The sequence below is a fragment of the Sphingobium anseongense genome (assembly GCF_037725245.1).
Lineage (GTDB): Bacteria > Pseudomonadota > Alphaproteobacteria > Sphingomonadales > Sphingomonadaceae > Sphingobium.
The window spans coordinates 78219-98972 of the sequence record NZ_JBBJUL010000005.1 but is presented as its reverse complement, the minus strand read 5'-3'; the positions used below and the strand labels follow the sequence as shown (position 1 = coordinate 98972).

Sequence of the window (20754 nt, the reverse complement as noted above, 5' to 3'; positions counted from 1 at the left end):
CGTCAGGCCAGCCCGACTTCCTTGAGCGGGATCGATGCATCGGCGAGTTGGGCCGGATCGAGCGCGGCGCCGGACAGGATATGCGCGCGCGCCTGGACATAGTCCTTGACTGCATTGACCGCGTCGATGGCAAGCAGCTTGCCGGCGCGCAGGTACAGCACCGAAAAGCTGCGCGTAGCCGGATCGCCGCGCAATATGGTCTGGTCATAACCTATCGACAGGCCGACGGTCTGAAGCTTCAGATCATATTGGTTCGACCAGAACCAGGGCACGGCGTGATAGGCCTCTTCCTTGCCCAATATGTGGGCAACGGCGGTCTTGGCCTGGTCATTGGCGTTCTGCACCGATTCCAGGCGAATGCGCGCGCCGCGGGCGAAATGATTCTCATGCGCGGCGCAATCGCCCACGGCGTAGATGTCGGGCAGGCTGGTGCGGCAATATTCATCGACGTCGACGCCGTTGCCGCCCACCGCGCCAGCCGCGATCAGCGGGCCGGTTTCGGGTACGATGCCGATGCCCACGATCACCATGTCGGTTTCGATCCGTTCGCCATCGGCCATCAGCACGGCGGTCGCCCTGCCATCCTTGACTTCGATGCAGTCCATCGCCGCGCCGGTGCGCAGGTCGACGCCATGGGCGCGATGTTCGGCCTCGTAGAAGCGCGACAGATCCTCGCCCGCGACGCGCGCCAGCACCCGGTCGAGCGCTTCGAGCAACACCACCTGCTTGCCGAACTTGGAGAGGACGGCGGCGGCTTCCAGCCCGATATAGCCGCCACCGATGATGGTGACGTGGCGCACCTGGTCGATCTTCGCGATCATCGCATCGACATCGTCGCGGCGGCGCACGGCATGGATGTTGGAGGCATCGGCGCCGTTGCATGTCAGCATCCGGGGCGAACCGCCCGCGCACCAGATCAGCTTGCCATAGCCGATTTCCTCGCCGCCGGCGGTGACGAACTTGCCGACCGGATCGACGCTTTTCACCCGCTTGCCCAGCAGCATGTCGATATTGCGTTCGGGCCAGAAGCTTGCCGGGCGGATCAGGATGCGGTCGAAGCTCTTGTCGCCGGCGAAATATTCCTTGGACAGCGGCGGACGTTCATAGGGCGGTTCCTTCTCGTCGCCGATCATGGCGACCGATCCTTCGAACCCCATCTGCCGCAACGCGATGCCGGCCTGCGCGCCCGCATGGCCTGCGCCGACAATCAGAACGTCATAATAGCTCATCCGCCCGCCATCCTCTTTTGCACCCTTTGCGCGCGTGATTGGCGCGCTTTCCCGCTGCTGGCAAGCGTGGATTTTCCCTGGTCCACGCTCCCTTGCCCGTTATGACGGGCGCGCGGCGACCCGTTTCGGCCCCGGTCCGCATGTCCCATCCAACGGATGAGCGGGTCGACGACAGGCATCGTCCCGGCCATCGCCTAATCGTTGCCGTTGAAGCGTTGGCTTGGCGACGATCCGGGCCACATCGCGCACGCCGTTCCGCAAATATGCCGATGGCGGCCATCTGGGGGCGCCGGACAAGCGCCCTGGAACAGCGTATGACGTACGGATCAATTCGGGATTTGGTAGCGGAGGAGGGACTTGAACCCCCGACACGCGGATTATGATTCCGCTGCTCTAACCAGCTGAGCTACTCCGCCCCATGGGCCGCGCGGGGAATGACCCGCGGTGAGCGCGCGCTATACGCAGCGCGGGGGGGCGGGTCAACGGGGCTGTCGCGTACGGCGCTTCCTTTTCGCGAGGCCGATGCCCGCGGTCGGCCCAGAAAGCGGCGGGCCCCGCAATTTTTGACTTGCAATCCATCAACCCGGTTGCACTAATGTTGCAATGCACAAGCGGCCGTCCTGGCCGACGGGGAGGAACGACACTTTGCCCTTCCATGAAATGTTCGAGTCCGACGGTTCGATTCGCGCCTGCTATGCCGAGGTGCAGGATTGGGTAGACCGGACCGGCATCGCCGGCCTAAACCGCAGGCTGGACGAGGCGGAGGCGATCTTCCGCCGGATCGGCATCACTTTCGCGGTCTATGGCGAAGGCGGGGACCCGGAACGGCTGATCCCCTTCGACCTGTTGCCCCGCATCTTCACCGCGCAGGAATGGCGCGTGCTGGACCGGGGCATCCGCCAGCGCGCGCGCGCGCTCAACGCCTTCCTGCACGACGTCTATCATCGCGGCGAAATCGTGAAGGCCGGCATCATGCCCGCCGACATCATCTATCAGAACAGCGCCTATCTGGCCGAAATGGCGGACTTCACGCCGCCGGGAAAGGTTTACAGCCACATCGTCGGCATCGACATCGTGCGCACCGGCCCCGGCAGCTTCGAAGTGCTGGAGGATAATTGCCGCACGCCGTCGGGTGTGTCCTACATGCTCGAAAATCGCGACATCATGACGCGGATGTTCCCCGAACTGTTCGCGCAAGGCGTGGTCGCGCCGGTGGACGATTATCCGGCTGAGCTGCTCAAAAGCCTCAAGGAAGTCGCGCCCCCCGCGTGCAAGGGCGATCCGGTGGTCGTCGTGCTGACCCCCGGCTCGCTCAACAGCGCCTATTATGAACACAGCTTCCTCGCCGACCTGATGGGTGTCGAACTGGTCGAACCGGCGGACCTGTTCGTGGACGAGGACCGGGTGTGGATGAAGACCACGCTCGGGCCAAAGGCGGTCGACGTCATCTATCGCCGCATCGACGACGAATATCTCGACCCGCTGGTGTTCAGGCCCGACAGCCTGCTGGGCGTGCCCGGCATCTTCAGCGTCTATCGCAATGGCGGCGTGACGCTCGCGTCGGCGCCGGGCGCGGGGATCGCCGACGACAAGGCCGTCTATATCTACGTGCCCGAAATGATCCGCTTCTATCTCGGCGAACAGCCGATCCTCGACAATATCCAGACATGGCAGTGCGGCAAGCCCGACGAATGCGCCTATGTGCTGGAGCATCTGGACCAGCTGGTGGCCAAGGAAGTGCATGGGTCGGGCGGCTACGGCATGTTGATCGGGCCGAAATCGACCAAGGACGAAATCGCCGCCTATGCCGACAGGATCAGGGCCAACCCGTCCGAGTTCATCGCCCAGCCGACGCTCGACCTGTCCACCGTGCCCACGCTCGGCCCGGCCAGCGTCGTCGGCCGCCATGCCGATTTCCGCCCCTATTGCCTGGTCGGCAAGCAGATCCGGCTGGTGCCCGGCGGCCTTACCCGCGTCGCGCTGACCGAAGGATCGCTGGTGGTCAACTCCAGCCAGGGCGGCGGGGTCAAGGACACCTGGGTCATGCAGGATTGATGATGGGTCATTTGCCCACCCCTCGTCCGTTCGGGCTGCGCCTGTCGAAGCCTTCTGCCGGGTGCAGCCAGGCCTTTGAGCCTGCGATTGCGTGCGGTACGACCGAAACAGAGACACTGACATGCTGAGCCGGACCGCCGAAAATCTCTACTGGATGGCGCGCTATATGGAGCGTGCCGAATCGACCGCGCGGCTTTTGACCATGGGTCAGCGGATGGCGATCCTGCCCGGCGCGCATCATCGCGACGAATGGCGATCGGTGGTGCGCGCGACCGGCGCGGAATCGAAATTCCCCGAAGGCAAACAGGTCTCGGAAACCGATGTCGTGTCCTATCTGATGCTCGACATCGACAATCCCTCGTCGATCCGGTCCTGCCTGATCAAGGCGCGGTCGAACGCCAAGTCGGCGCGCACGATGCTGACGCAGGATATGTGGGAGGCGCTGAACGACGGCTGGCGCAAGCTCGACAGCTATGACGTGGCCGAAGCGCGGCAACAGCTTCCCGCGCTGATCGACTGGGTCAAGACCCGCGTCATGACCTTCCGGGGCGCCGCCGATTCGGGGCAGCTGCGCAATGAAGGGCATGATTTCCTGCGCGCGGGATCGGCGTTGGAGCGGGCGCAGATGACGCTGCGCCTGCTCGACGTGAAATATTATGTGCTGCTGCCCGAAACCGAAGTGATCGGCGGCAACCGCGATCATTATCAGTGGACTTCGGTGCTGCATGCGCTGTCGGGCAGCCGCGCCTATCATCATGTCTATGGCGGCACCTACACGCCCTGGCAGATCACCGATTTCCTGATGCTCAACCGCCTGTTCCCGCGCAGCGTCGCCTATTGCTACGACCAGCTCGCCTATCGGCTCAATCGGCTGGCGGGCTGGCACGACGCGCGCAGCCAGTGCCACGACACCGTCGAATCTATGGTCGCCGACCTCGAACAGCTCGACTCTGGCGACATTTTCCGCATCGGCCTGCACGAAACGGTGCAGACGGGGCTGGCACGCACCAACCAGCTGGGCGCGGAGATCGCCCAGGCCTATCATTTCGGCTGACGCGACCGATGCAGCTGCTCGTCCGCCACCAGACCGTCTATCGCTACGAAAGCGCCGCCGGCCGGGTGGCGATGCGGCTGAAGCTGATGCCTGCCGACAATGCGGCTCAGACCGTGCTCGACTGGGCCGTCAGCATCAATGGCGAGCCGGTGAACGGCTTTGCCCGCAACGCCCATGGCGACATGGAAGCGCTGTGGATCCGCTACGACCGGCAGGAGGGCGCAACGATCGTTGCCGAAGGGCTGGTCGAAACGCGCGACACCCACGGCGTCCTGGGCTGGCCGGTGACGCGGGTCGACCCGCGCTATTTCCTGCGCGCCACGCCGCTCACCGCGCCGTCGCCCGCCATCCGCGCCATGGCGCTGGCCACCCGCGAGGATGATGGACCGCTCGCCCGGCTGCACAGCCTGTCGACCGCGGTCAGCGACGCGATCGTGTATCGCACCGGCGCCACCGGGGCGGATACCACCGCGGCGCAGGCGTTCGCGCTCGGCGCGGGCGTGTGCCAGGATCATGCCCAGGTGTTCATCGCCGCCGCCCGTTCGATCGCGGTGCCCGCGCGCTATGTATCGGGCTATCTGCTGGCGCAGGATGGCGACGCGCTGCACGAAACCCATGGCTGGGCCGAAGCGCTGGTGCCGGGACTGGGCTGGGTAGGGTTCGACCCCTCCAACCGGGTGTGCGTGACCGATGGTTATCTGCGCCTTGCCTGCGGTCTCGATGCGGATCAGGCCGCGCCGGTTCGGGGATCGGTGACGCTCGCCGGCAACATCTCGATTGACGCCGACGTTCGGATCGCGCAGGCGGAAGCAGGCGGCGAGGAACGACAGTTGCAACGCCAGCAGCAACAGATCATCCCGCCACCCGCGGCAGCATAGGGGGTGAATATCGTGAACATGGGAGTCGGCGGGCGATGACCTATTGCGTCGCGGTGCGCGTCAACCAGGGACTGGTGATGCTGTCCGACACCCGCACCAATGCGGGCATGGACAATATCGCGCGGTTCCGCAAAAGTTTCACCTATTGCGTGCCGGGCGAACGGGCGATGACGCTGATGTGTTCGGGCAACCTGTCGATCACCCAGGGGGTGAAGTCGGCCCTGAGCAAGGCGATCAAGGATTCGCATTCCGACCCGGACGTGGAAACGATCCTCAATTGCGACACCATGCATCGCGCCGCGCTGATCGTGGGTGAAGCGATGCGGGCGATGCAGTCGCGCTATCGCGAAAGCATCGAGATGGACGGATCGGGCGCACGCGCCTCGATCATGATCGCGGGCCAGCGCAAGGGTGGCAAGCCGCGTCTCTATCTGATCTATTCGGCCGGCAATTTCATCGAGGCAACGGCGGACACGCCGTTTTTCCAGATCGGCGAACATAAATATGGCAAGCCGATTCTCGATCGCATCATCAAGCCGGAAACCACGCTGGAGGATGCGACCAAGGCGGTGCTGGTATCCATGGATTCGACGCTGCGCTCCAACCTGTCGGTGGGCATGCCGCTCGACCTCACCGTTATCGAGCGCGACGCCTTCGACTTCCGCGTCCGCACTCGCATCGAAGCGGATAACGAGGAATTCGCGATGATTTCGCAAAGCTGGTCGGCGGCGCTGCGCAAGGGGTTCGAGGACCTGCCCAACGTTCTGGATTGAGCGCGGTAAAGCGCGGCGCCTAACTGCCCGCCACCCATTTCGCCACATCGGCCGCGACTATATTCGCCGCTTGGTTGAGCGGCGCGCCAATGCTGTCAGCGTCGATTGCGCTCACCGGCGAGCTGGCCGAAAAGCGCTGTTTGGCGAGGACCGCCCCGCCTTCCCCGGTCAGGACAGCATCGAACGTGACGATCGCCATGCGGCTTTGCGCGTCCACGCCGAAATCGATCAGTTCGCCCATCAACCGCTGGCCGGGATCGGCCGAATATTGGCCGGGATCAAGCACGATGCGGGTGCCGTTCGCGGCGATCGTTTCGGCCAGCAGGGTGCGGAACAGGTGGCGCGGCGTGTCCGCCCAATGCGCGCCCTTCACATAAGCGAGCGTCGTCGGCGTCATGCGCACGGGCACGCGGACCGTGTCGAGCGTCTTGGGCGCCTCCGGATCGGCGACGGTGATGCTGGCTCCCTGGCCGCTGCGCCGGATCGTGCCGGGCGCGACCGTCTTCGCCGCGCTCAGCGACAGCAGCTGCGCCGGCGGCTTGGCGCCAAGGGAGATGCAGCCGGGCAGGGCGACCAGCATGGCGAGCGGCGCGGCCAGCGCGACGGCTTTCATTCTGTGGGCCATGATGAAGCTCCTCTCAATCCTTGTAGTCGGGCAATTTGGGCGATCCGACCAGCGAGCCAGCGCCCTGCTGGTCGAGCTTTTCGGCGACGCCGCGGAAGGCGCGGGTCATTTCGCGCAGGTCGCGCACCAGCTGGCTGACCTCCGGCATGGTCTGGCGGCTGAAGGTCCGCACGCCCGGCTGCGCTTCGGCGATGGTCTTGTCGAGCGTGTCGATGCTGCGCGTCGCCGACTGGACGCTCTTGCGCAGGTCGGCCATCAGCGGCCGGCCTTCCTCGGTCAGCAGCGAATCGGTGGTCGCGGCCAGCTTGCCGATCTGCTCGGCGGCGACGCCGGTGCGCTGCACTGCGATACGCGCCTCGGCGAGCGTCGCGGAAATTTCCGGGCTGCGGTCGGCCAGCGACTTCGAAATGCGCTCGACATTGGCAAGGATGCCGGCGATGCTCTGCTGGTTCTTGTCGTTGAGCAGTTCGGTCAGGCGCTCGGTCAGGGTGGACAGGCGTTCGAGCAGCTGCGGCGCGTTGTTGAGCAGTTCGCCCAGCGCACCCGGCTTGGTCGGGATCACCGGCACGCCGTCGGGGCAGGCGTTCAGCGGGTTTTGCGCCGGGCAGACGATCGGCGGCGCGCCCTTGACCGCGCCGTCGAGCACGACTTCGCTGACGCCGGTAAAGCCCACGCCCGCAATCGTCGCGGTGGTACCCAGCAACACCGGCGTGCCGTCCTTGACCGCGATCCGCACCTTGACGAAGCCGGGGTCGCGTTTCCACAGCTCGATCGTCTTGACCTGGCCCGAAGGCACACCGGCATAATTGACGCTCGATCCCTTGGCGAGGCCGCTCACCGACTGTTTGAAGAAAATGTCATATTCCTGGTCCTGCCCGTCCGACAGGCGCGAAAACCAGAAGGCGGCAATCATCACGGCGGCCAGCAGGGCCAGCACGACCGCCCCTACGAGCACATGGTTGGACCGGGTTTCCATATCCTACTGCCTTCCGTCCGCCGGACCGCGCGCCGGGCTGGTGTCGCTGGTCTTGGTCTTCGCCTTGTCGGCTGCGGCCGTGGCCGCGCGGCCGCGCGGGCCGTTGAAATATTCCTGGATCCACGGATGATCGGTCGCCAGCAGTTCATCGATCGTGCCGACCGCGATCACCTTCCTGTCCGCCAGCACCGCCACCCGGTCGCAAATCGAATAGAGCGTGTCGAGATCATGGGTGATCAGGAAGATGGTAAGGCCCAGCGTCTTTTGCAGCTGGCGGGTCTGGGCATCGAACGAGGCCGCGCCGATCGGGTCGAGCCCGGCGGTGGGTTCATCGAGGAACAGCAGGTCGGGATCGATGGCGAGCGCACGGGCCAGCCCCGCGCGCTTCTTCATGCCGCCCGACAGTTCGGACGGATATTTGGGACCGGCTTCGGCCGGCAGGCCGGTCATGCGGATCTTGTAGGCGGCAATCTCGTCGCGCAGCTCAGGCCCGATATTGGGATAATATTCGCGCAAGGGAACTTCGACATTTTCCGCGACGGTCAGCGTCGAAAACAGCGCGCCGCCCTGGAACAATACGCCCCAGCGCTTGCGGATCGCGACCGCTTCATCTTCGCTTCGGTCGACCATCGATTCGCCAAAGACGTGGATTTCGCCCTGCTGCGGCGTTTGTAGGCCGATGATGGATCGCATCAGCACCGATTTGCCGGTGCCCGATCCGCCGACCACGCCCATGATCTCGCCCTTGCGCACGTCGAGGTCCAGCCCTTCGTGCACGACCTGTTCGCCAAAGGCGTTGGTGATGCCGCGCACCGAAATGGCGATATCCGACTGCTCCATGGCCTCGCTGATGCGCTGTTCCTCGGCGCGGGCCTCTTCCTCCTCGCTCATCAATTCCACCCGATCCAGGTGAAGAGGACGGCGAACATGGCATCGAGCACGATCACCAGGAAGATCGCCTGCACCACCGCCGCCGTCGTGCGCAGGCCGACCTCTTCGGCATTGGCCTTGACCTGCATCCCCTGGAAACAGCCGGAAATGGCGATGATGAGGCCGAACACCGGCGCCTTGATCAGGCCTACCCACAGGTCGGTGATCGGCACCACCTCGCGCAGCCGCTGAATGAAGGTGACGGGCGGAATATCGAGTGCGACCGCGCACAGAAAGCCGCCGCCGATCACGGCGATGACCGACGAATAAAAGCCCAGCAGCGGCATCATCACCACCACGGCGATGGTGCGGGGCAGCACCAGCGCCTCCATCGGCGACACGCCGATGGTGCGCATCGCGTCGATTTCCTCGGTCAGTTTCATCGTGCCAAGCTGCGCGGCAAAGGCCGAGCCGGATCGCCCGGCCACCATGATCGCGGTCATCAGCACGCCCAGTTCACGGAAGGTCAGCCGGCCCACCAGGTTGATCGTCAGCATTTCCATGCCGAACTGGCGCAACTGCACCGACCCCTGCTGGGCGATGACGATGCCGATCAGGAAGCTCATCAGGCCTATGATGCCGAGCGCGGACACGCCGACCACCTCGAACCGCTGGACGACCGCGTTGATACGGAAGCGGCGGGGGCGGCGGATGATGGTCCAGGTGGCGATCAGCGTCGCACCGAAAAAGCCGAGCAGGCCGATCAGCGTCTTGCCCGCGGTAATGGTGGCGTCGCCGATTTCGCCCAATACGCGCTTGAACGGCGGCGCGTTGTCCGGGCGGATCGCAACCGGCTCGTCCACCTTGCGCAGTTCGGCTATCAGCCGCTCTGCATCCTCGCTCGCGCCGGTGATGTCGCTGCCCAGCCGCCGCGCGGTGCGGTGCACGGTCCACGCGCCGATGGTATCGACATGCGCAACCTCGCTCAGGTCGATGGCCGACACCGGGCCTTCGATCGCGTCGAGCCGGGCCGGGAGATCGCCAAGGCAGGACACCAGCAGATCGCCGTTCAGCGTGATGACCGAGCCCCCGTCGCGCGTGTCCTGACTGAGATCGGCGGGTTGCATCATGCGGGGGATTACTGGTCCAATATCGGTTGCGCGGCAAGCCGAAACGGCCCATCCGACAATCAGAACGTGTGAGCGACGCTAAAAGTTTCGGGAATGTCATGGTTCAGGTAAAAGCAGCGCACCGGCTGGCGATCTACGATATGGATCGCACCGTGACCTTCACCGGCACCTATACGGGGTTTCTGGTGCATGTGGCGATGCATCTCGCGCCGCTGCGGCTGTTGCTGCTGCCGCTCGTGCCGCTGATGATGCTGGCCTATGTCCTCAAATTGATCAGCCGGCGGCGGCTCAAGGAAATCAACCAGGCGCTCATGATCGGCCACAATGTCGAGCGCGCCAGGCTGATGCCGCATGTCGAAAGCTATGCCGACAAGGTCATGGGCGGCAACCTTCGCGCGGGCGCCGTGGCGCAGATCGCGCGCGACCGGGCGGACGGCTGCACCCTCATCCTCGCGACCGCATCCTACCGGCTCTATGTCGAACCGATCGCGCGGCGGCTGGGCTTTGACGCGGTGATCGCCACGGACCATCTGACCCAGGACCTTCGCTATGTCCGTGCCAGGATCGCCGGCGAAAACTGCTATGACACCGGCAAGCTGCGGATGATCAAGGCCTGGATGGCGGCGCAGGCGATCGATCGCAAGGCGGCGCATATCCGTGCCTATTCCGACCATGTGTCGGACGCGCCGATGCTCGATTATGCCGACATCGCCATCGCCGCCAACCCGCACAAACCGCTGGCGAAGCTGGCGTCGGCGCGGGGCTGGGCGCGCGTGGACTGGGACTGAAAAGGCCGGGCGTCAGGCCGGCGGCAGCCACTGCTTGACGCCGCGAAGGCGCACCACCTTGTCATCCTCGCAGACGGGGGCGGTGATCAGCCGCATCCAGCGCGCCGCATCCCCGGTCGCGGGCCGTATCTCGACATCGACGGTAAAGCCGCGCCGGTGCTTGATGGCATAGGCGCGCAGCCGTTCCATCACCGCGCGCGATTCCTCGCAATACAGCGCCACGCATTCGTCGCGCGTCACCGCCGCGCGGCGCGGCAGGCCGAAAATATCGTAGACCTCGCCCGACCAGTCGAGGCGGTTGTCGGGAAGGGCGCATTCCCACAGGCCGATGGGGAGCGGCGTGCTGCGGCACCGCTGAAACGCATCGACATCCCCTGCCGACATCAGGGGCGCGCCGTCATCGATCCGGCCCAGCGCAAAATGGCGCGCTCGCTCGAACAGCGGCCAGCTGTGGTGCAGGGCAAGGGGTTCGGTGGGGCGCAAGCGCATGCTCTCCTGTGATCGGCTATGCTAGGCCCCTATGCTTACCAACGGATAAATATATCCGCCATCGCCGAAAAGCGCCTGAACGATGATCATGCGGCAGCGCATCCGATGGCGCGCAGCGCCTGCGCGAAGTCGGCGATCAGGTCGTCGGCATCCTCGCAGCCGATGGAAATCCGCACCATATTGTCGTCGATGCCCAGCGCCTTGCGCCGCTCGACCGGCACCGACAGATGCGTCATCGCGGCGGGATGGCTGGCCAGCGTTTCGGTGCCGCCCAGACTGACCGCCAGCTTGGCGATCTTGAGCGCGTCGAGAAAGGCGAAGCTTTCGGCTTCGCCGCCCTTGAGGTAGAGCGAGAAGGTCGATCCCGCGCCGGTGCAATGCCGCTCGTAAATGTCGCGTTGGCGATCATCGGCGGGAAAGCCCAGATAGACGATCCTTTCGACCTGCGGCTGGTCGCGCAGCCAGGCGCAGATCCTGGCGGCATTTTCGCCCGCCCGGCTCATCCGCAGCTCCAGCGTTTCCAGCGACCGCAGCAGCATCCACGCGCTGTGCGGATCGAGGATGGTGCCGATGGTGTTGCGCATCATGCGGATGGTGGTGATCAACTGCTGCCTGCCCAGCACGCCGCCCGCGACCAGGTCGCTGTGACCGCCCGCATATTTGGTCAGCGAATAGATGACCAGGTCCGCGCCATGGGCGATCGGCCGGTGCCACAATGGTCCCAGGAACGTGTTGTCGATGGCGATCGGCGGAACATGATCCTCGCCGGCGAACACGAAGTCGCGACGGGCAACGACCGCATCGACATCGACCAGCACATTGGTCGGGTTGGCGGGGCTTTCCAGGAAGATGAGCGCGACCCGGCCCAACGTCTTGGCCCGCTCGATCACCGCGCCGATCTCCGCCTCGCTCGCACCGGCGGGGAAATCGAGCCACTGCACCCCGAATTTGCCGAGGATGCGGCCGATCAGCGCTTCGGTCGCGGCATAAAGCGGCGCGCTGTGGACGATCACGTCGCCCGGCTGCACCAGCGCGAGCAGGGTGGTGGCGATCGCCGACATGCCGCTGGAAAAAATGAGCGCGGCTTCCGCCTCGTCCCACAGCGCCAGGCGGCTTTCGGCGATCTCCTGATTGGGACCGTTGAAGCGCGAATAGACCAGGCCGTCCGATCCGCCGGGCCGGATGCCGGTGATCCCTTCGAAATGCCGCTTGCCCGCCGCCGCGCTTTCGAACGCGAAAGTGGATGTCAGGAAAATCGGCGGCTTCAATGATCCCTCGGACAGGGCCGGGTCATAGCCATGGCCCATCATCAGGGTCGCGGGCTTGAGCCTGCGCCCGTCAATCTCCAGGATCGCGGGCTTGCGACGGCGGCGATTATCCTCCCGGGCCGCGGGTTGCGGTACGCCGTTGGGGTCGGCTTGCGTGTCGCCGGTCATGATCGTCTCCTGCATGGATGGCCGTCCGTTGCCGGCGGCTCCTGATGAGGGGAGAGTAGGGTGCCGCGACGCCCGCCGCCACCCCTGCCTATCCGGTCGGTTCGAACAGGCAGCCCCAGCCCGGCCGATAGCGCGCGCGGGCCGAGGCCATCAGCGGCACCTGCGCTTCGACCGCGCGCGCCTGCGGATCGTCGGTCAGGCGGACGGCCCACATGCCCGGCTCCTTGTCCTGCGCGCAACTGTCCATCGACCGGCGCTCGACATAGCGGCATGAACAGGTGACGCGCGCGCCGTGGCCGACGCCGACCTGCGCCCTGGCGCGCAGCGTCCCCCAGTTCCACGCGAGCAGCATCACCCCGCCGATCAGGATGAGCGCGGCGGCCAGCAGCCAGCCGCTGCGGCGCGAAAGGCTCCCTTTTCGGTCTGGGCGTGCTAAGGGCGGATGTTCCATGCCAAGCAACTTCAAGAGCATAACGATCATCTGCGCAAGCCTTGCGCTGCTTTCCCTTGCGGCATGGGGGCTTTCCGGCGCCGCGCTGTCCGATACCGCGCCATCCTATCCGATCGCGCCGGCCATATCCCACGAATCGGCGCTCAACGACGCGGTCGACGCTATCGTTGCCAATGCCGACATGGGCGAAACCCGCGCGCTGCTGGTCATGCATCGCGGCAAGATCGTCGTTGAACGCTATGCCCCCGGCTATGGGCCGGAAACGATGCTGCCGTCCTGGTCGATCGCCAAGAGCGTGACCGCCGTGCTCGTCGGGTTGATGGTGGCGGACGGCCGGCTGGCGCTCGACGCGCCGGTGCCGCTGCCGGCATGGAGCCAGCCGGGCGACCCGCGCGGCCGCATCACGCTGCGCCAGTTGCTCACCATGTCGTCGGGCCTTGCCCATGTCGAAGATACCGAACCGCTCGCCACCGCCGACACGATCCGCATGTTGTTTACCGATGGCGCCCGCGACATGGCCGCCTTCGCCCGGTCCAAGCCGCTGGCCGATCCGCCCGGCGCGGCCTTTTCCTACAGCAGCGGCACCAGCCTGATCCTGGCCGACCTGATGACTCGCCAGCTGACCGCCAGCGACGATCCGGCGGTACGCCAGCGGGCGATGGCGACCTTCGTGGAAGGGCGGCTGATACGCCCGGCAAAGCTTGCCAGCCTGACCGCCGAATATGATCGCGCCGGCACCTTCATCGGCGGCAGCTTCCTGCACATGACCGCGCGCGACTATGCCCGTTTCGGTGAAATGCTGCGCCTTCGCGGACGCATCGGCGGGCAGCAGGTGGTGGCCGAACGCTGGATCGACCTGATGACCACCCCGTCCAGGCGCAACGCCGCATACGGGCTGCACCTGTGGCTCAACCGCGCGAGCAGCGACAGCGCGCTGATACCGGGGCAGGCGCCCGACAGCCTGTTCGGCTGCGTCGGCCATGGCGGGCAATATATCCTCGTCTCGCCGCGCCAGAAGCTGACCGTGGTGCGGCTGGGCATGTCGCCGCACAAGGAACAGCGCGATGCGCTGAAGGCGGGACTGGCCAATCTCGTGGCGCTGTTTCCGGGCTGATCGTTTTCGGCGTTGCAGCGCCGTGCGACTCATCGGGACCGACGGATATTCGCTCAGGGCGGCCGTCACATGCGCTCCACGGACGCCGCACCATCCTAAAGCGAAAACCGCCCCTCGATCACCGTGCGGCACGCGCCGCCCAATATCGCCCGGTCGTCGTGCAGCAGGCAATCCAGCCGGCCCCCGCGCGCAGACGCCTGGACCGCGCTGATCCGCGCCTTGTCGAGCCGCGCGGCCCAATAGGGGGTCAGCATGGCATGGGCCGATCCGGTCACCGGGTCCTCGTCCACCCCGGCGCCGGGCACGAACACCCGGCTGACGATGTCGCTGTCGTCGCCGGGCGCGGTGGCGATGAACATGATGTCGCCCGCGTCTCTCAACGCCTGCATGTCCGGCGCCAGCGCCCGCACCGCCGCCTCGTCGTCATAGCGAAACAGCGCATAGCCGCCGTCGCGCCAGCGCGTCTCCAGCACGTCGCCACCCAGCGCGGCCGCCCAGGGCGACAGGTCGCGCGGTTGCATGTCCCAGGCCGGAAGCGACAGTGCATAGTCCTGCGCGCCGCGCGAAACGGTCAGCACGCCGGCATGACGCGTGCGAAAGCGGATGTCCGAGCCGATGCTGGCGTCCGTCATCAGCACATGCCCGCTCGCCAGCGTCGCATGGCCGCACAGCTTGACCTCCACCGTCGGCGTGAACCAGCGGAGCGCGTAGCCGGCCTCCGGGTCGTCGGGCGTCGGCACGGTGAAGGCGGTTTCCGACAGGTTGTTTTCGGCCGCGATGGCCAGAAGCGTTGCGTCGTCCAGCCAGTCGTCGAGCGGCATGACGGCGGCGGGATTGCCGGTGAAGGGCGCGTTGGCGAACGCATCGACCTGAAAGAAGGGCAGGCTGGTCATGGGCGGTTCCTCGTCTTGCCGGGGCCTTATGACGATGGCGCGCGGGTCGGGGCAGGGCCGCCGCGACGGCACTGGACTTATCCCATCAGCACCAGCGAACCGCAGACGGTCAGGCCGACGATGATGTTGAGCGGCACGCCGATCCGCACGAAATCGGCGAAGCGATAATCGCCCGCGGCATAGACCAGGGCGTTGGTCTGATAGCCGATGGGGGTGGCGAAACAGGCCGACGCGCCGATCATCAGCGCGATGATCAACGGTCGCGGATCGGTTCCCAGCTGCTGCGCCAACGCAATGGTGATGGGCGTCAGCAATGCCGCGACGGCGTTGTTGCTTAGCAGTTCCGACAGGATCAGCGCAAAGAAATAGATGATGAACACCAGGCTCCAGGGCGGGGCGACTTTCAGCAGCGGCGTGACCCATCCCACCATCATCGCCACGCTGCCCGCTTCTTCCAGCGCGACTCCCACCGCCAGCATCGCAAAGATCAGGATCAGTACATTGCCGTCGATCGCCCCCCACGCCTCTTCGCCATCTATGCAGCGCGCGGCCAGGATCACGCCCACGGCAATGATCGCGGCAAGGCCGATGCTGACGATGTCGAGCGCCGACAGCAGCACGACGGCGGCCATCGCCAGGATCGCGACCCATGCCTTGTTGCGGCGAAAGGCGCGGGTGCGGCTGATGTCGACGCCCATCAGGTTGAGGTTGTCGCGCAGCGCCCGCATGGCATCGTCGCTGCCGGCGATCAGCAACCGGTCCGCGCTGCGCACCCGTGCCTCCGACAGGTCGGGACCGGGCAGGTGGCGGGACCGGCTGATACCGATGATCCGCACCCTCAGCGCATGCAGAAAGGGCATGTCCGCCAGCCGGTCGCCGATCGACGGGTGGCTGGGCGCGACCATCGCCTCGATCACCGTGCCTGCGGCGGCGGGGGCGGCGGCATCGGCGGCGATGCCCATTTCGAACTGCGCGGATTCGCGCAAGGTCATGATCGCGGTGCCGTCGGCGCGCACGACCAGCCGGTCGCCCGCGCGCAATTCCTCCTCATCCAGCTTGCTGCGTTCGATCTGACCGACCCGCTTGAGGCCCAGCAACACCACCGATCGTCCGAAAACGCCGAGCGACGCGATTGTCCGGCCAATCAGGTCGCTGTCCTGCCGGACGACCAGTTCGGTCAGATAGTCCTGGGCATTGCCGCCATCCTGCGCGCTGATCGCGGGCGGATCGGACGGCAGCAGGAATGACAGCGCGACCAGCGTCGCAAGGCCCGCTGCGGCGCCCGCCAGGCCGTAGGGCGTGATGTCGAATATGCCGAATGGGGCCATCCCCTGCTTGGCGGCGATTCCCGCGACGATCAGGTTGGTCGATGTGCCGATCAGGGTGATGCACCCGCCCAGCACGGCGACGATGCTGACCGGCATCATCAGCTTCTTGACCGGCACGCCGGTCACCTGCGCCAGCTTGAAGATGATCGGGATCATCACGACGACGACCGGTGTGTTGTTGAGGAAGGCGGATGCCACCAGGCCGCCCAGCATGACTTCGACAATGGCGAGGCGCGGCCGCCGTTCCGCGCGCGCCATGATGATGTCGGCCACCCGGTTGATGGTGCCGGTGCGGATCAGCGCGCCGGTCAGCACGAACATCGCGCCGATGGTGAGCGGCGCCGAATTGGCGAACACCGCAAAGAGCGAATCCTCGCCGATCAGGCCGAGCGCGGCATATACGCATGCGCCCAGCACCGCGACCACCGTTGCGGGATAGCGTTCGCGGACGAATTCGACAAACATGCAGGCAAGGATGATCAGCCCGATTTCGGCGCGATAGGCGCCCAGCAACGCGGCCATGGCCTGCATTCAACATTCCCCCGATCGCGTCGCTAAGGCGGATATAACGAAAGCGGCGGTGGGTGTATCCTCCCCCGATGCAATGAAAAGGGCCAGTCACGGCAGGTGACTGGCCCGTGTCGCGGCGTTCGGGGACATTTTGACCGTCAGTTCCGCCCATGGGACGGGGACGCTCCCCAGGCTTTCGCGCTGCCGCTAGCCCTCGTGACAAGGGCATGGCCTGAATGTACGCTCGCAGGCCGCCGCCGCCTAGCCCCCATATGGCATTCCGGCCTGAATCGGGCGCGTTCTGGCGCTCAGCCGTCCGTCTGGCCGCACTGCGCCCGGTGCAGCAGCTTCTGGTCGGCCAGCACCAGCGCGACCATCGCCTCGACCACCGGCACGCCGCGAATTCCCACGCAGGGATCGTGGCGGCCCCTGGTCACGATGTCGGACGTTTCGCCTTCGCGCGTCACCGTTTCCACCGGGATCAGGATCGAACTGGTCGGCTTGAACGCCACCCGCACGCGGACCGGCTGGCCGGTGGAAATGCCGCCGGCGATGCCGCCGGCATGGTTGGCCAGAAAGGTCGGCCCGTCCTCGCCCGGCCGCATCGGATCGGCATTCTGTTCGCCGCGCAGTGCGGCGGCGGCGAACCCATCGCCGATCTCGACGCCCTTGACCGCGTTGATGCTCATGCAGGCGGCGGCCAGTTCGCTGTCGAGCTTGGCATAGAGCGGCGCGCCCCAGCCGGCGGGCACCCCGCTGGCGATACATTCCACCACCGCGCCCAGCGACGACCCGTCGAGCCGCGCGGCATCGACGAGCGCCTCCCAGCGCCTGGCGGCCTGCGCGTCGGGGCAGAAAAACGGATTGCGGCCGATTTCCTGCGGATCGAAATTGGCCGGGTCGATGGCGTCGCCGCCGATCGCGCTGACCCAGGCGAAGATATCGACTTCGGGGATCACCGCGCGCGCGACCGCGCCCGCCGCGACCCGGCTCGCCGTTTCGCGCGCCGATGATCGCCCGCCGCCGCGATAGTCGCGAAACCCGTATTTGGCGTCATAGGCATAGTCGGCATGGCCGGGGCGATAGGCCTTGGCGACTTCCGAATAATCCTTCGATCGCTGGTCGGTATTGTCGATCATCAGGCTGATGGGCGTGCCGGTGGTGCGCCCTTCGAACACGCCCGACAGGATGCGCACCTCATCCGCCTCGCGCCGCTGGGTGGTGAATTTGGACGTGCCCGGACGGCGCAGGTCGAGGAAGGGCTGGATATCCGCTTCGCTCAGCGCCAGCCCCGGCGGGCACCCGTCCACCACCGCGCCGATCGCGGGACCATGGCTCTCGCCCCAGGTGGTGAAGCGGAAGACGCGGCCGAACGTGTTGAAGCTCATTTATCGAGCGCGATGTCGGGCGCGTCCTCGGCCTTCATGCCGATGACGTTATAGCCGGCGTCGACATGGTGGATTTCGCCGGTCACGCCGCTGGCCAGATCGGACAGCAGATAGAGGCCCGCGCCGCCCACATCCTCGATCGTGACATTGCGGCGCAGCGGCGAATTCAGCTCGTTCCATTTGAGGATATAGCGGAAATCGCCGATCCCGCTTGCCGCCAGCGTCTTGATCGGCCCGGCGGAGATGGCGTTCACCCGGATATTTTCGCGGCCAAGGTCCATCGCCAGATATTTGACCGATGTTTCCAGCGCCGCCTTGGCGACGCCCATGACGTTATAATGGGGAATGACCTTTTCCGCGCCATAATAGCTCAAGGTCAGGATGCTGCCGCCATTGGGCATCAGCGCCCGCGCGCGCCGCGTCACCGCGACGAAGCTGTAGGCGGAAATGTTCATCGTCAGCAGGAAATTTTCCAGGCTCGTATCGACATACAGGCCGCGCAGCTCGTTCTTGTCCGAAAAGCCGATCGCATGGACGACGAAATCCAGCCCGCCCCACTTCGCCTCGATCTCGCCGAAGGCCGCGTCCAGCTTGTCCATGTCGGCGACGTCGCATTCGATCAGGAAATCGGAACCGACCTCGGCGGCAAGCGGGCGGACACGCTTGGCCAGCGCATCGCCCTGATAGGAAAAGGCCAGTTCCGCGCCCTGCGCATGCAGCGCCTTTGAAATGCCCCAGGCCAGCGACTTGTCGTTGGCGAGGCCCATGATCAGGCCCCGTTTCCCCGCCATCAAGCCGCTCATCGTCTATTTCCCTTGTCCATCGACGGTCTCGTCGGTTCCCTCTGCCGGGAATTCCGCGAGCGCCGCATTGAGTTCCGCGCCAATTACCACGCCAAGCCCAACGAGAAAGAAAAAAATGAGCGCGATCATTACCCCGGCGAGGCTGCCATAGGTAAGGTCATATCCGCCCAGCAGCGACAGCGTCGGCGGCAGCAGCAAGGTGGACGCATACCACCACAGCGCCGTCGCGATCGCGCCGGGCCATTTGGGAAATTGCGGCGCCTTGTAAGCGGACGGCGTCAGCGAGAAATAGAGATAGTAGAGCGCCACGCACAATATCGCCATCGGCACCAGCTTGAGCGACGCGACCAGCGTGATGGCGTCGTCGGCGAAGGGCAGGATCTGGTGCAGGAACTGGTCGATGCCGGTGATCACCACCTGCAAGGAAAAGGCGAACATCACCGCCAGCACGCTGACCAGCGTAATGCCGATCGAACTGAGCCGGTAATGCAGGAAGGATCTGGTGCTCTTGGTGCCATAGGCGCGGCGCAATATGTCGCGAATCGTTTCGATCAGGCTGCCCACGGTCCACAGCCCCACCAGCCCGCCCAACCACAGCAGCGGGCCGGTGCGCGCGCCCAGCACGTCGATGATCGGTTTGCGAACCACTTCGGCGACGCTTGGCGGAACGGTGATCAGAAAGGCTTCGACCGCCGCCAGCCCATCCTGTGTCCGTCCGAAAATGCTGGCGACGGCGGCCGCCACGATGAAGAAGGGAAACAGCGTCATCAACGACAGATAGGCAAGGTTGCCGGCGTGGATGAACCCGTCGCTATACGTTCCGACCGCGACCCGCTTCAAAATCTCGAAACTGTAGGATCCGGGGCGCACCCGGGCCATGTGCCGGTTCCAGTGCGCACGGGTATGGTTGGCGATGCGCTTGCGCCGCGATTCGGGGGTGAGGGGGGACAAGTCCGGCATAGGTCCCTCCAAACGCCCTAGACGCCCAGATGGGCCCGCACGTTGCGCATATCCTGCCAATTTTCCACCAGCGCCTTGATCGCGGGGTCGGCTGCAGGCACGTCGATCATCAATGTGACCAGCTGGTCGCCGCGCTTGCCGTCCTTGCCGGCAAAGCCGCGTTCGCGCAGCCGCAGCGTCTTGCCCGAACTGGCGCCCGCCGGCACCCCCAGCATCACCGGCCCGTCGGCGGTCGGCACCTTGACCTTGCCGCCCCTGACCGCTTCGTCGAGCGTGATCGGCAGGTCGAGCAGGATATTATCGCCCTCGCGCCGGAAAAACGGGTGCGTGCCGACCTCTATCGTGACGATCGCGTCGCCCGCTCCGGCGGGGCCGGGCTGGCCCTTGCCCGCCAGGCGCATCTGCGTGCCGGTTTCCACCCCTGCGGGCAGCTTCAGGTCGATGGTCTTGCCGTCCTGCAAGGTGATGCGCTGGGGCGCGCGCGTCGCCGCGTCGATGAACGACACCGCCAGCCGGTAGGCGACGTTCGCGCCCTTTTGCGGTGGCGCGCCGCGACCGAAACCGCCGCCCATGCCCGCGCCTGCGCGCCGTCCGCCGCCGAACAGCCCTTCGAAGATATCGCCGAAATCCGCGCCGCCCTCGCTGAATTCGAACCCGCCCGGCGCGCCGCCGCCCGGATGCCCGCCGGGCCTGCCCCGGAATCCGCCGTTGCCGCCAAAACCGAATGGCGCGGCCGGATTGCCGTCGGCGTCGATCTCGCCCCGGTCGAACCGGGCGCGCTTGTCCTTGTCGGACAACAGGTCATAGGCGTTGGTGATGGCCGCAAATTTCCCGGCGGCGTCGGGATTGTCCTGATTCTTGTCTGGATGCAGTTCCTTGGCGAGCTTGCGATAGGCGGACTTGATCTCCGCCTCGGTCGCGCCGCGCGCCACGCCCAAAGTCGAATAGGGATCGGCCATTATGCGCTCTGTGTCTCTTGTGTCGTGGGAAAGCCGTTGGTCATG

At 65.7% G+C, this 20754-nt stretch carries 20 protein-coding genes and 1 tRNA gene; 6 read left to right on the top strand and 15 right to left on the bottom strand.

The genetic code is table 11. The features are described 5' to 3' along the window. Positions 1 to 2: 2 nt before the first annotated feature. Together WG908_RS08565 and WG908_RS08560 are read right to left on the bottom strand one after the other, a co-directional pair. On the bottom strand, positions 3 to 1229 hold the full coding sequence (locus tag WG908_RS08565; protein WP_340186157.1) for an NAD(P)/FAD-dependent oxidoreductase: 1227 nt from the start codon (positions 1227 to 1229) through the stop codon (positions 3 to 5). A 339-nt stretch (positions 1230 to 1568) separates the two neighbouring features. Next, positions 1569 to 1645, bottom strand: a tRNA-Met gene (locus tag WG908_RS08560). A gap of 229 nt (positions 1646 to 1874) precedes the next feature. Here WG908_RS08560 and WG908_RS08555 point away from each other — a divergent pair. The 4 genes from WG908_RS08555 (at position 1875) to WG908_RS08540 (ending at position 5989) form a co-directional block, all read left to right on the top strand. Continuing rightward, complete coding sequence (locus WG908_RS08555; RefSeq protein ID WP_340186156.1) at positions 1875 to 3284, top strand: circularly permuted type 2 ATP-grasp protein; 1410 nt, start codon at positions 1875 to 1877, stop codon at positions 3282 to 3284. Between the two features lie 121 nt (positions 3285 to 3405). After that, positions 3406 to 4338 carry an alpha-E domain-containing protein gene (locus WG908_RS08550; RefSeq protein ID WP_340186155.1) on the top strand — a complete coding sequence of 311 codons (933 nt, stop codon included), beginning with the start codon at positions 3406 to 3408 and terminating at the stop codon, positions 4336 to 4338. A gap of 8 nt (positions 4339 to 4346) precedes the next feature. Next, the gene (locus tag WG908_RS08545; RefSeq protein WP_340186154.1) at positions 4347 to 5216 is read left to right on the top strand and encodes a transglutaminase family protein; all 870 of its coding nucleotides are present in this window, start codon (positions 4347 to 4349) and stop codon (positions 5214 to 5216) included. A 35-nt stretch (positions 5217 to 5251) separates the two neighbouring features. Next, positions 5252 to 5989: a proteasome-type protease gene (locus WG908_RS08540; protein WP_340186153.1), complete on the top strand. Its 738-nt coding sequence runs from the start codon at positions 5252 to 5254 to the stop codon at positions 5987 to 5989. A 19-nt stretch (positions 5990 to 6008) separates the two neighbouring features. Here WG908_RS08540 and WG908_RS08535 read toward each other — a convergent pair whose 3' ends face one another. The 4 genes from WG908_RS08535 to WG908_RS08520 are packed head-to-tail and all read right to left on the bottom strand — an operon-like array spanning position 6009 to position 9590. Next, positions 6009 to 6614: an ABC-type transport auxiliary lipoprotein family protein gene (locus WG908_RS08535; RefSeq protein ID WP_340186152.1), complete on the bottom strand. Its 606-nt coding sequence runs from the start codon at positions 6612 to 6614 to the stop codon at positions 6009 to 6011. Positions 6615 to 6627: 13 nt separating this feature from the next. Continuing rightward, positions 6628 to 7590, bottom strand: coding sequence for an MlaD family protein (locus WG908_RS08530; RefSeq protein WP_340186151.1), 963 nt, complete (start codon positions 7588 to 7590; stop codon positions 6628 to 6630). Positions 7591 to 7593: 3 nt separating this feature from the next. Then, the gene (locus WG908_RS08525; RefSeq protein ID WP_340186150.1) at positions 7594 to 8481 is read right to left on the bottom strand and encodes an ABC transporter ATP-binding protein; all 888 of its coding nucleotides are present in this window, start codon (positions 8479 to 8481) and stop codon (positions 7594 to 7596) included. After that, complete coding sequence (locus tag WG908_RS08520) at positions 8481 to 9590, bottom strand: ABC transporter permease (protein WP_340186149.1); 1110 nt, start codon at positions 9588 to 9590, stop codon at positions 8481 to 8483. The genes WG908_RS08525 and WG908_RS08520 overlap by 1 nt, the downstream gene beginning before the upstream one ends. Before the next feature lie 98 nt (positions 9591 to 9688). Between WG908_RS08520 and WG908_RS08515 the strand changes: the two genes are divergently transcribed. Next, entirely contained in the window at positions 9689 to 10378 is a 690-nt protein-coding gene (locus WG908_RS08515) for an HAD family hydrolase (protein WP_340186148.1), read from the top strand. 12 nt (positions 10379 to 10390) lie between these two features. Here WG908_RS08515 and WG908_RS08510 read toward each other — a convergent pair whose 3' ends face one another. From WG908_RS08510 to WG908_RS08500, 3 genes are all read right to left on the bottom strand, one after another. After that, positions 10391 to 10861: a hypothetical protein gene (locus WG908_RS08510; protein WP_340186372.1), complete on the bottom strand. Its 471-nt coding sequence runs from the start codon at positions 10859 to 10861 to the stop codon at positions 10391 to 10393. A gap of 92 nt (positions 10862 to 10953) precedes the next feature. After that, positions 10954 to 12303, bottom strand: coding sequence for a cystathionine gamma-synthase family protein (locus tag WG908_RS08505; RefSeq protein WP_340186371.1), 1350 nt, complete (start codon positions 12301 to 12303; stop codon positions 10954 to 10956). Positions 12304 to 12391: 88 nt separating this feature from the next. After that, positions 12392 to 12754, bottom strand: coding sequence for a hypothetical protein (locus WG908_RS08500; RefSeq protein ID WP_445326693.1), 363 nt, complete (start codon positions 12752 to 12754; stop codon positions 12392 to 12394). Between WG908_RS08500 and WG908_RS08495 the strand changes: the two genes are divergently transcribed. Further along, positions 12753 to 13868: a serine hydrolase domain-containing protein gene (locus WG908_RS08495; RefSeq protein WP_340186147.1), complete on the top strand. Its 1116-nt coding sequence runs from the start codon at positions 12753 to 12755 to the stop codon at positions 13866 to 13868. The two genes, WG908_RS08500 and WG908_RS08495, sit on opposite strands and share 2 nt — an antisense overlap. Before the next feature lie 95 nt (positions 13869 to 13963). Here the strand turns inward: WG908_RS08495 and WG908_RS08490 are convergent, their stop codons facing one another. The 6 genes from WG908_RS08490 to WG908_RS08465 all read right to left on the bottom strand — a co-directional run bounded on the left by WG908_RS08490 (position 13964) and on the right by WG908_RS08465 (position 20709). Further along, positions 13964 to 14761, bottom strand: a complete 798-nt coding sequence (locus WG908_RS08490; protein WP_340186146.1) for a PhzF family protein — start codon at positions 14759 to 14761, stop codon at positions 13964 to 13966. Between the two features lie 77 nt (positions 14762 to 14838). Next, positions 14839 to 16620 (bottom strand): SLC13 family permease, encoded by a 1782-nt coding sequence (locus tag WG908_RS08485; RefSeq protein WP_340186145.1) that lies wholly within the window; start codon positions 16618 to 16620, stop codon positions 14839 to 14841. A 287-nt stretch (positions 16621 to 16907) separates the two neighbouring features. Continuing rightward, positions 16908 to 17987: a chorismate synthase gene (gene aroC / locus WG908_RS08480; RefSeq protein WP_340186144.1), complete on the bottom strand. Its 1080-nt coding sequence runs from the start codon at positions 17985 to 17987 to the stop codon at positions 16908 to 16910. Then, positions 17984 to 18790, bottom strand: coding sequence for an enoyl-ACP reductase FabI (fabI, locus tag WG908_RS08475; protein WP_340186143.1), 807 nt, complete (start codon positions 18788 to 18790; stop codon positions 17984 to 17986). The genes aroC and fabI overlap by 4 nt, the downstream gene beginning before the upstream one ends. 3 nt (positions 18791 to 18793) lie before the next feature. Further along, positions 18794 to 19750, bottom strand: a complete 957-nt coding sequence (locus WG908_RS08470; protein WP_340186142.1) for a YihY/virulence factor BrkB family protein — start codon at positions 19748 to 19750, stop codon at positions 18794 to 18796. Positions 19751 to 19767: 17 nt separating this feature from the next. Beyond that, positions 19768 to 20709, bottom strand: coding sequence for a DnaJ C-terminal domain-containing protein (locus tag WG908_RS08465; RefSeq protein WP_340186141.1), 942 nt, complete (start codon positions 20707 to 20709; stop codon positions 19768 to 19770). Positions 20710 to 20754 lie beyond the last annotated feature (45 nt).

Bases quoted from the DNA above. Each gene is read 5' to 3' on its own strand.
- WG908_RS08490 (WP_340186146.1), bottom strand. From the start codon at position 14,761: ATGACCAGCCTGCCCTTCTTTCAGGTCGATGCGTTCGCCAACGCGCCC.
- WG908_RS08520 (WP_340186149.1), bottom strand. From the start codon at position 9,590: ATGATGCAACCCGCCGATCTCAGTCAGGACACGCGCGACGGGGGCTCG.
- aroC (WP_340186144.1), bottom strand. From the start codon at position 17,987: ATGAGCTTCAACACGTTCGGCCGCGTCTTCCGCTTCACCACCTGGGGC.
- WG908_RS08465 (WP_340186141.1), bottom strand. From the start codon at position 20,709: ATGGCCGATCCCTATTCGACTTTGGGCGTGGCGCGCGGCGCGACCGAG.
- WG908_RS08470 (WP_340186142.1), bottom strand. From the start codon at position 19,750: ATGCCGGACTTGTCCCCCCTCACCCCCGAATCGCGGCGCAAGCGCATC.
- WG908_RS08505 (WP_340186371.1), bottom strand. From the start codon at position 12,303: ATGACCGGCGACACGCAAGCCGACCCCAACGGCGTACCGCAACCCGCG.
- WG908_RS08495 (WP_340186147.1), top strand. From the start codon at position 12,753: ATGCCAAGCAACTTCAAGAGCATAACGATCATCTGCGCAAGCCTTGCG.
- WG908_RS08515 (WP_340186148.1), top strand. From the start codon at position 9,689: ATGGTTCAGGTAAAAGCAGCGCACCGGCTGGCGATCTACGATATGGAT.
- WG908_RS08530 (WP_340186151.1), bottom strand. From the start codon at position 7,590: ATGGAAACCCGGTCCAACCATGTGCTCGTAGGGGCGGTCGTGCTGGCC.
- WG908_RS08565 (WP_340186157.1), bottom strand. From the start codon at position 1,229: ATGAGCTATTATGACGTTCTGATTGTCGGCGCAGGCCATGCGGGCGCG.
- fabI (WP_340186143.1), bottom strand. From the start codon at position 18,790: ATGAGCGGCTTGATGGCGGGGAAACGGGGCCTGATCATGGGCCTCGCC.
- WG908_RS08535 (WP_340186152.1), bottom strand. From the start codon at position 6,614: ATGGCCCACAGAATGAAAGCCGTCGCGCTGGCCGCGCCGCTCGCCATG.
- WG908_RS08500 (WP_445326693.1), bottom strand. From the start codon at position 12,754: ATGGAACATCCGCCCTTAGCACGCCCAGACCGAAAAGGGAGCCTTTCG.
- WG908_RS08485 (WP_340186145.1), bottom strand. From the start codon at position 16,620: ATGCAGGCCATGGCCGCGTTGCTGGGCGCCTATCGCGCCGAAATCGGG.
- WG908_RS08550 (WP_340186155.1), top strand. From the start codon at position 3,406: ATGCTGAGCCGGACCGCCGAAAATCTCTACTGGATGGCGCGCTATATG.
- WG908_RS08540 (WP_340186153.1), top strand. From the start codon at position 5,252: ATGACCTATTGCGTCGCGGTGCGCGTCAACCAGGGACTGGTGATGCTG.
- WG908_RS08545 (WP_340186154.1), top strand. From the start codon at position 4,347: ATGCAGCTGCTCGTCCGCCACCAGACCGTCTATCGCTACGAAAGCGCC.
- WG908_RS08525 (WP_340186150.1), bottom strand. From the start codon at position 8,481: ATGAGCGAGGAGGAAGAGGCCCGCGCCGAGGAACAGCGCATCAGCGAG.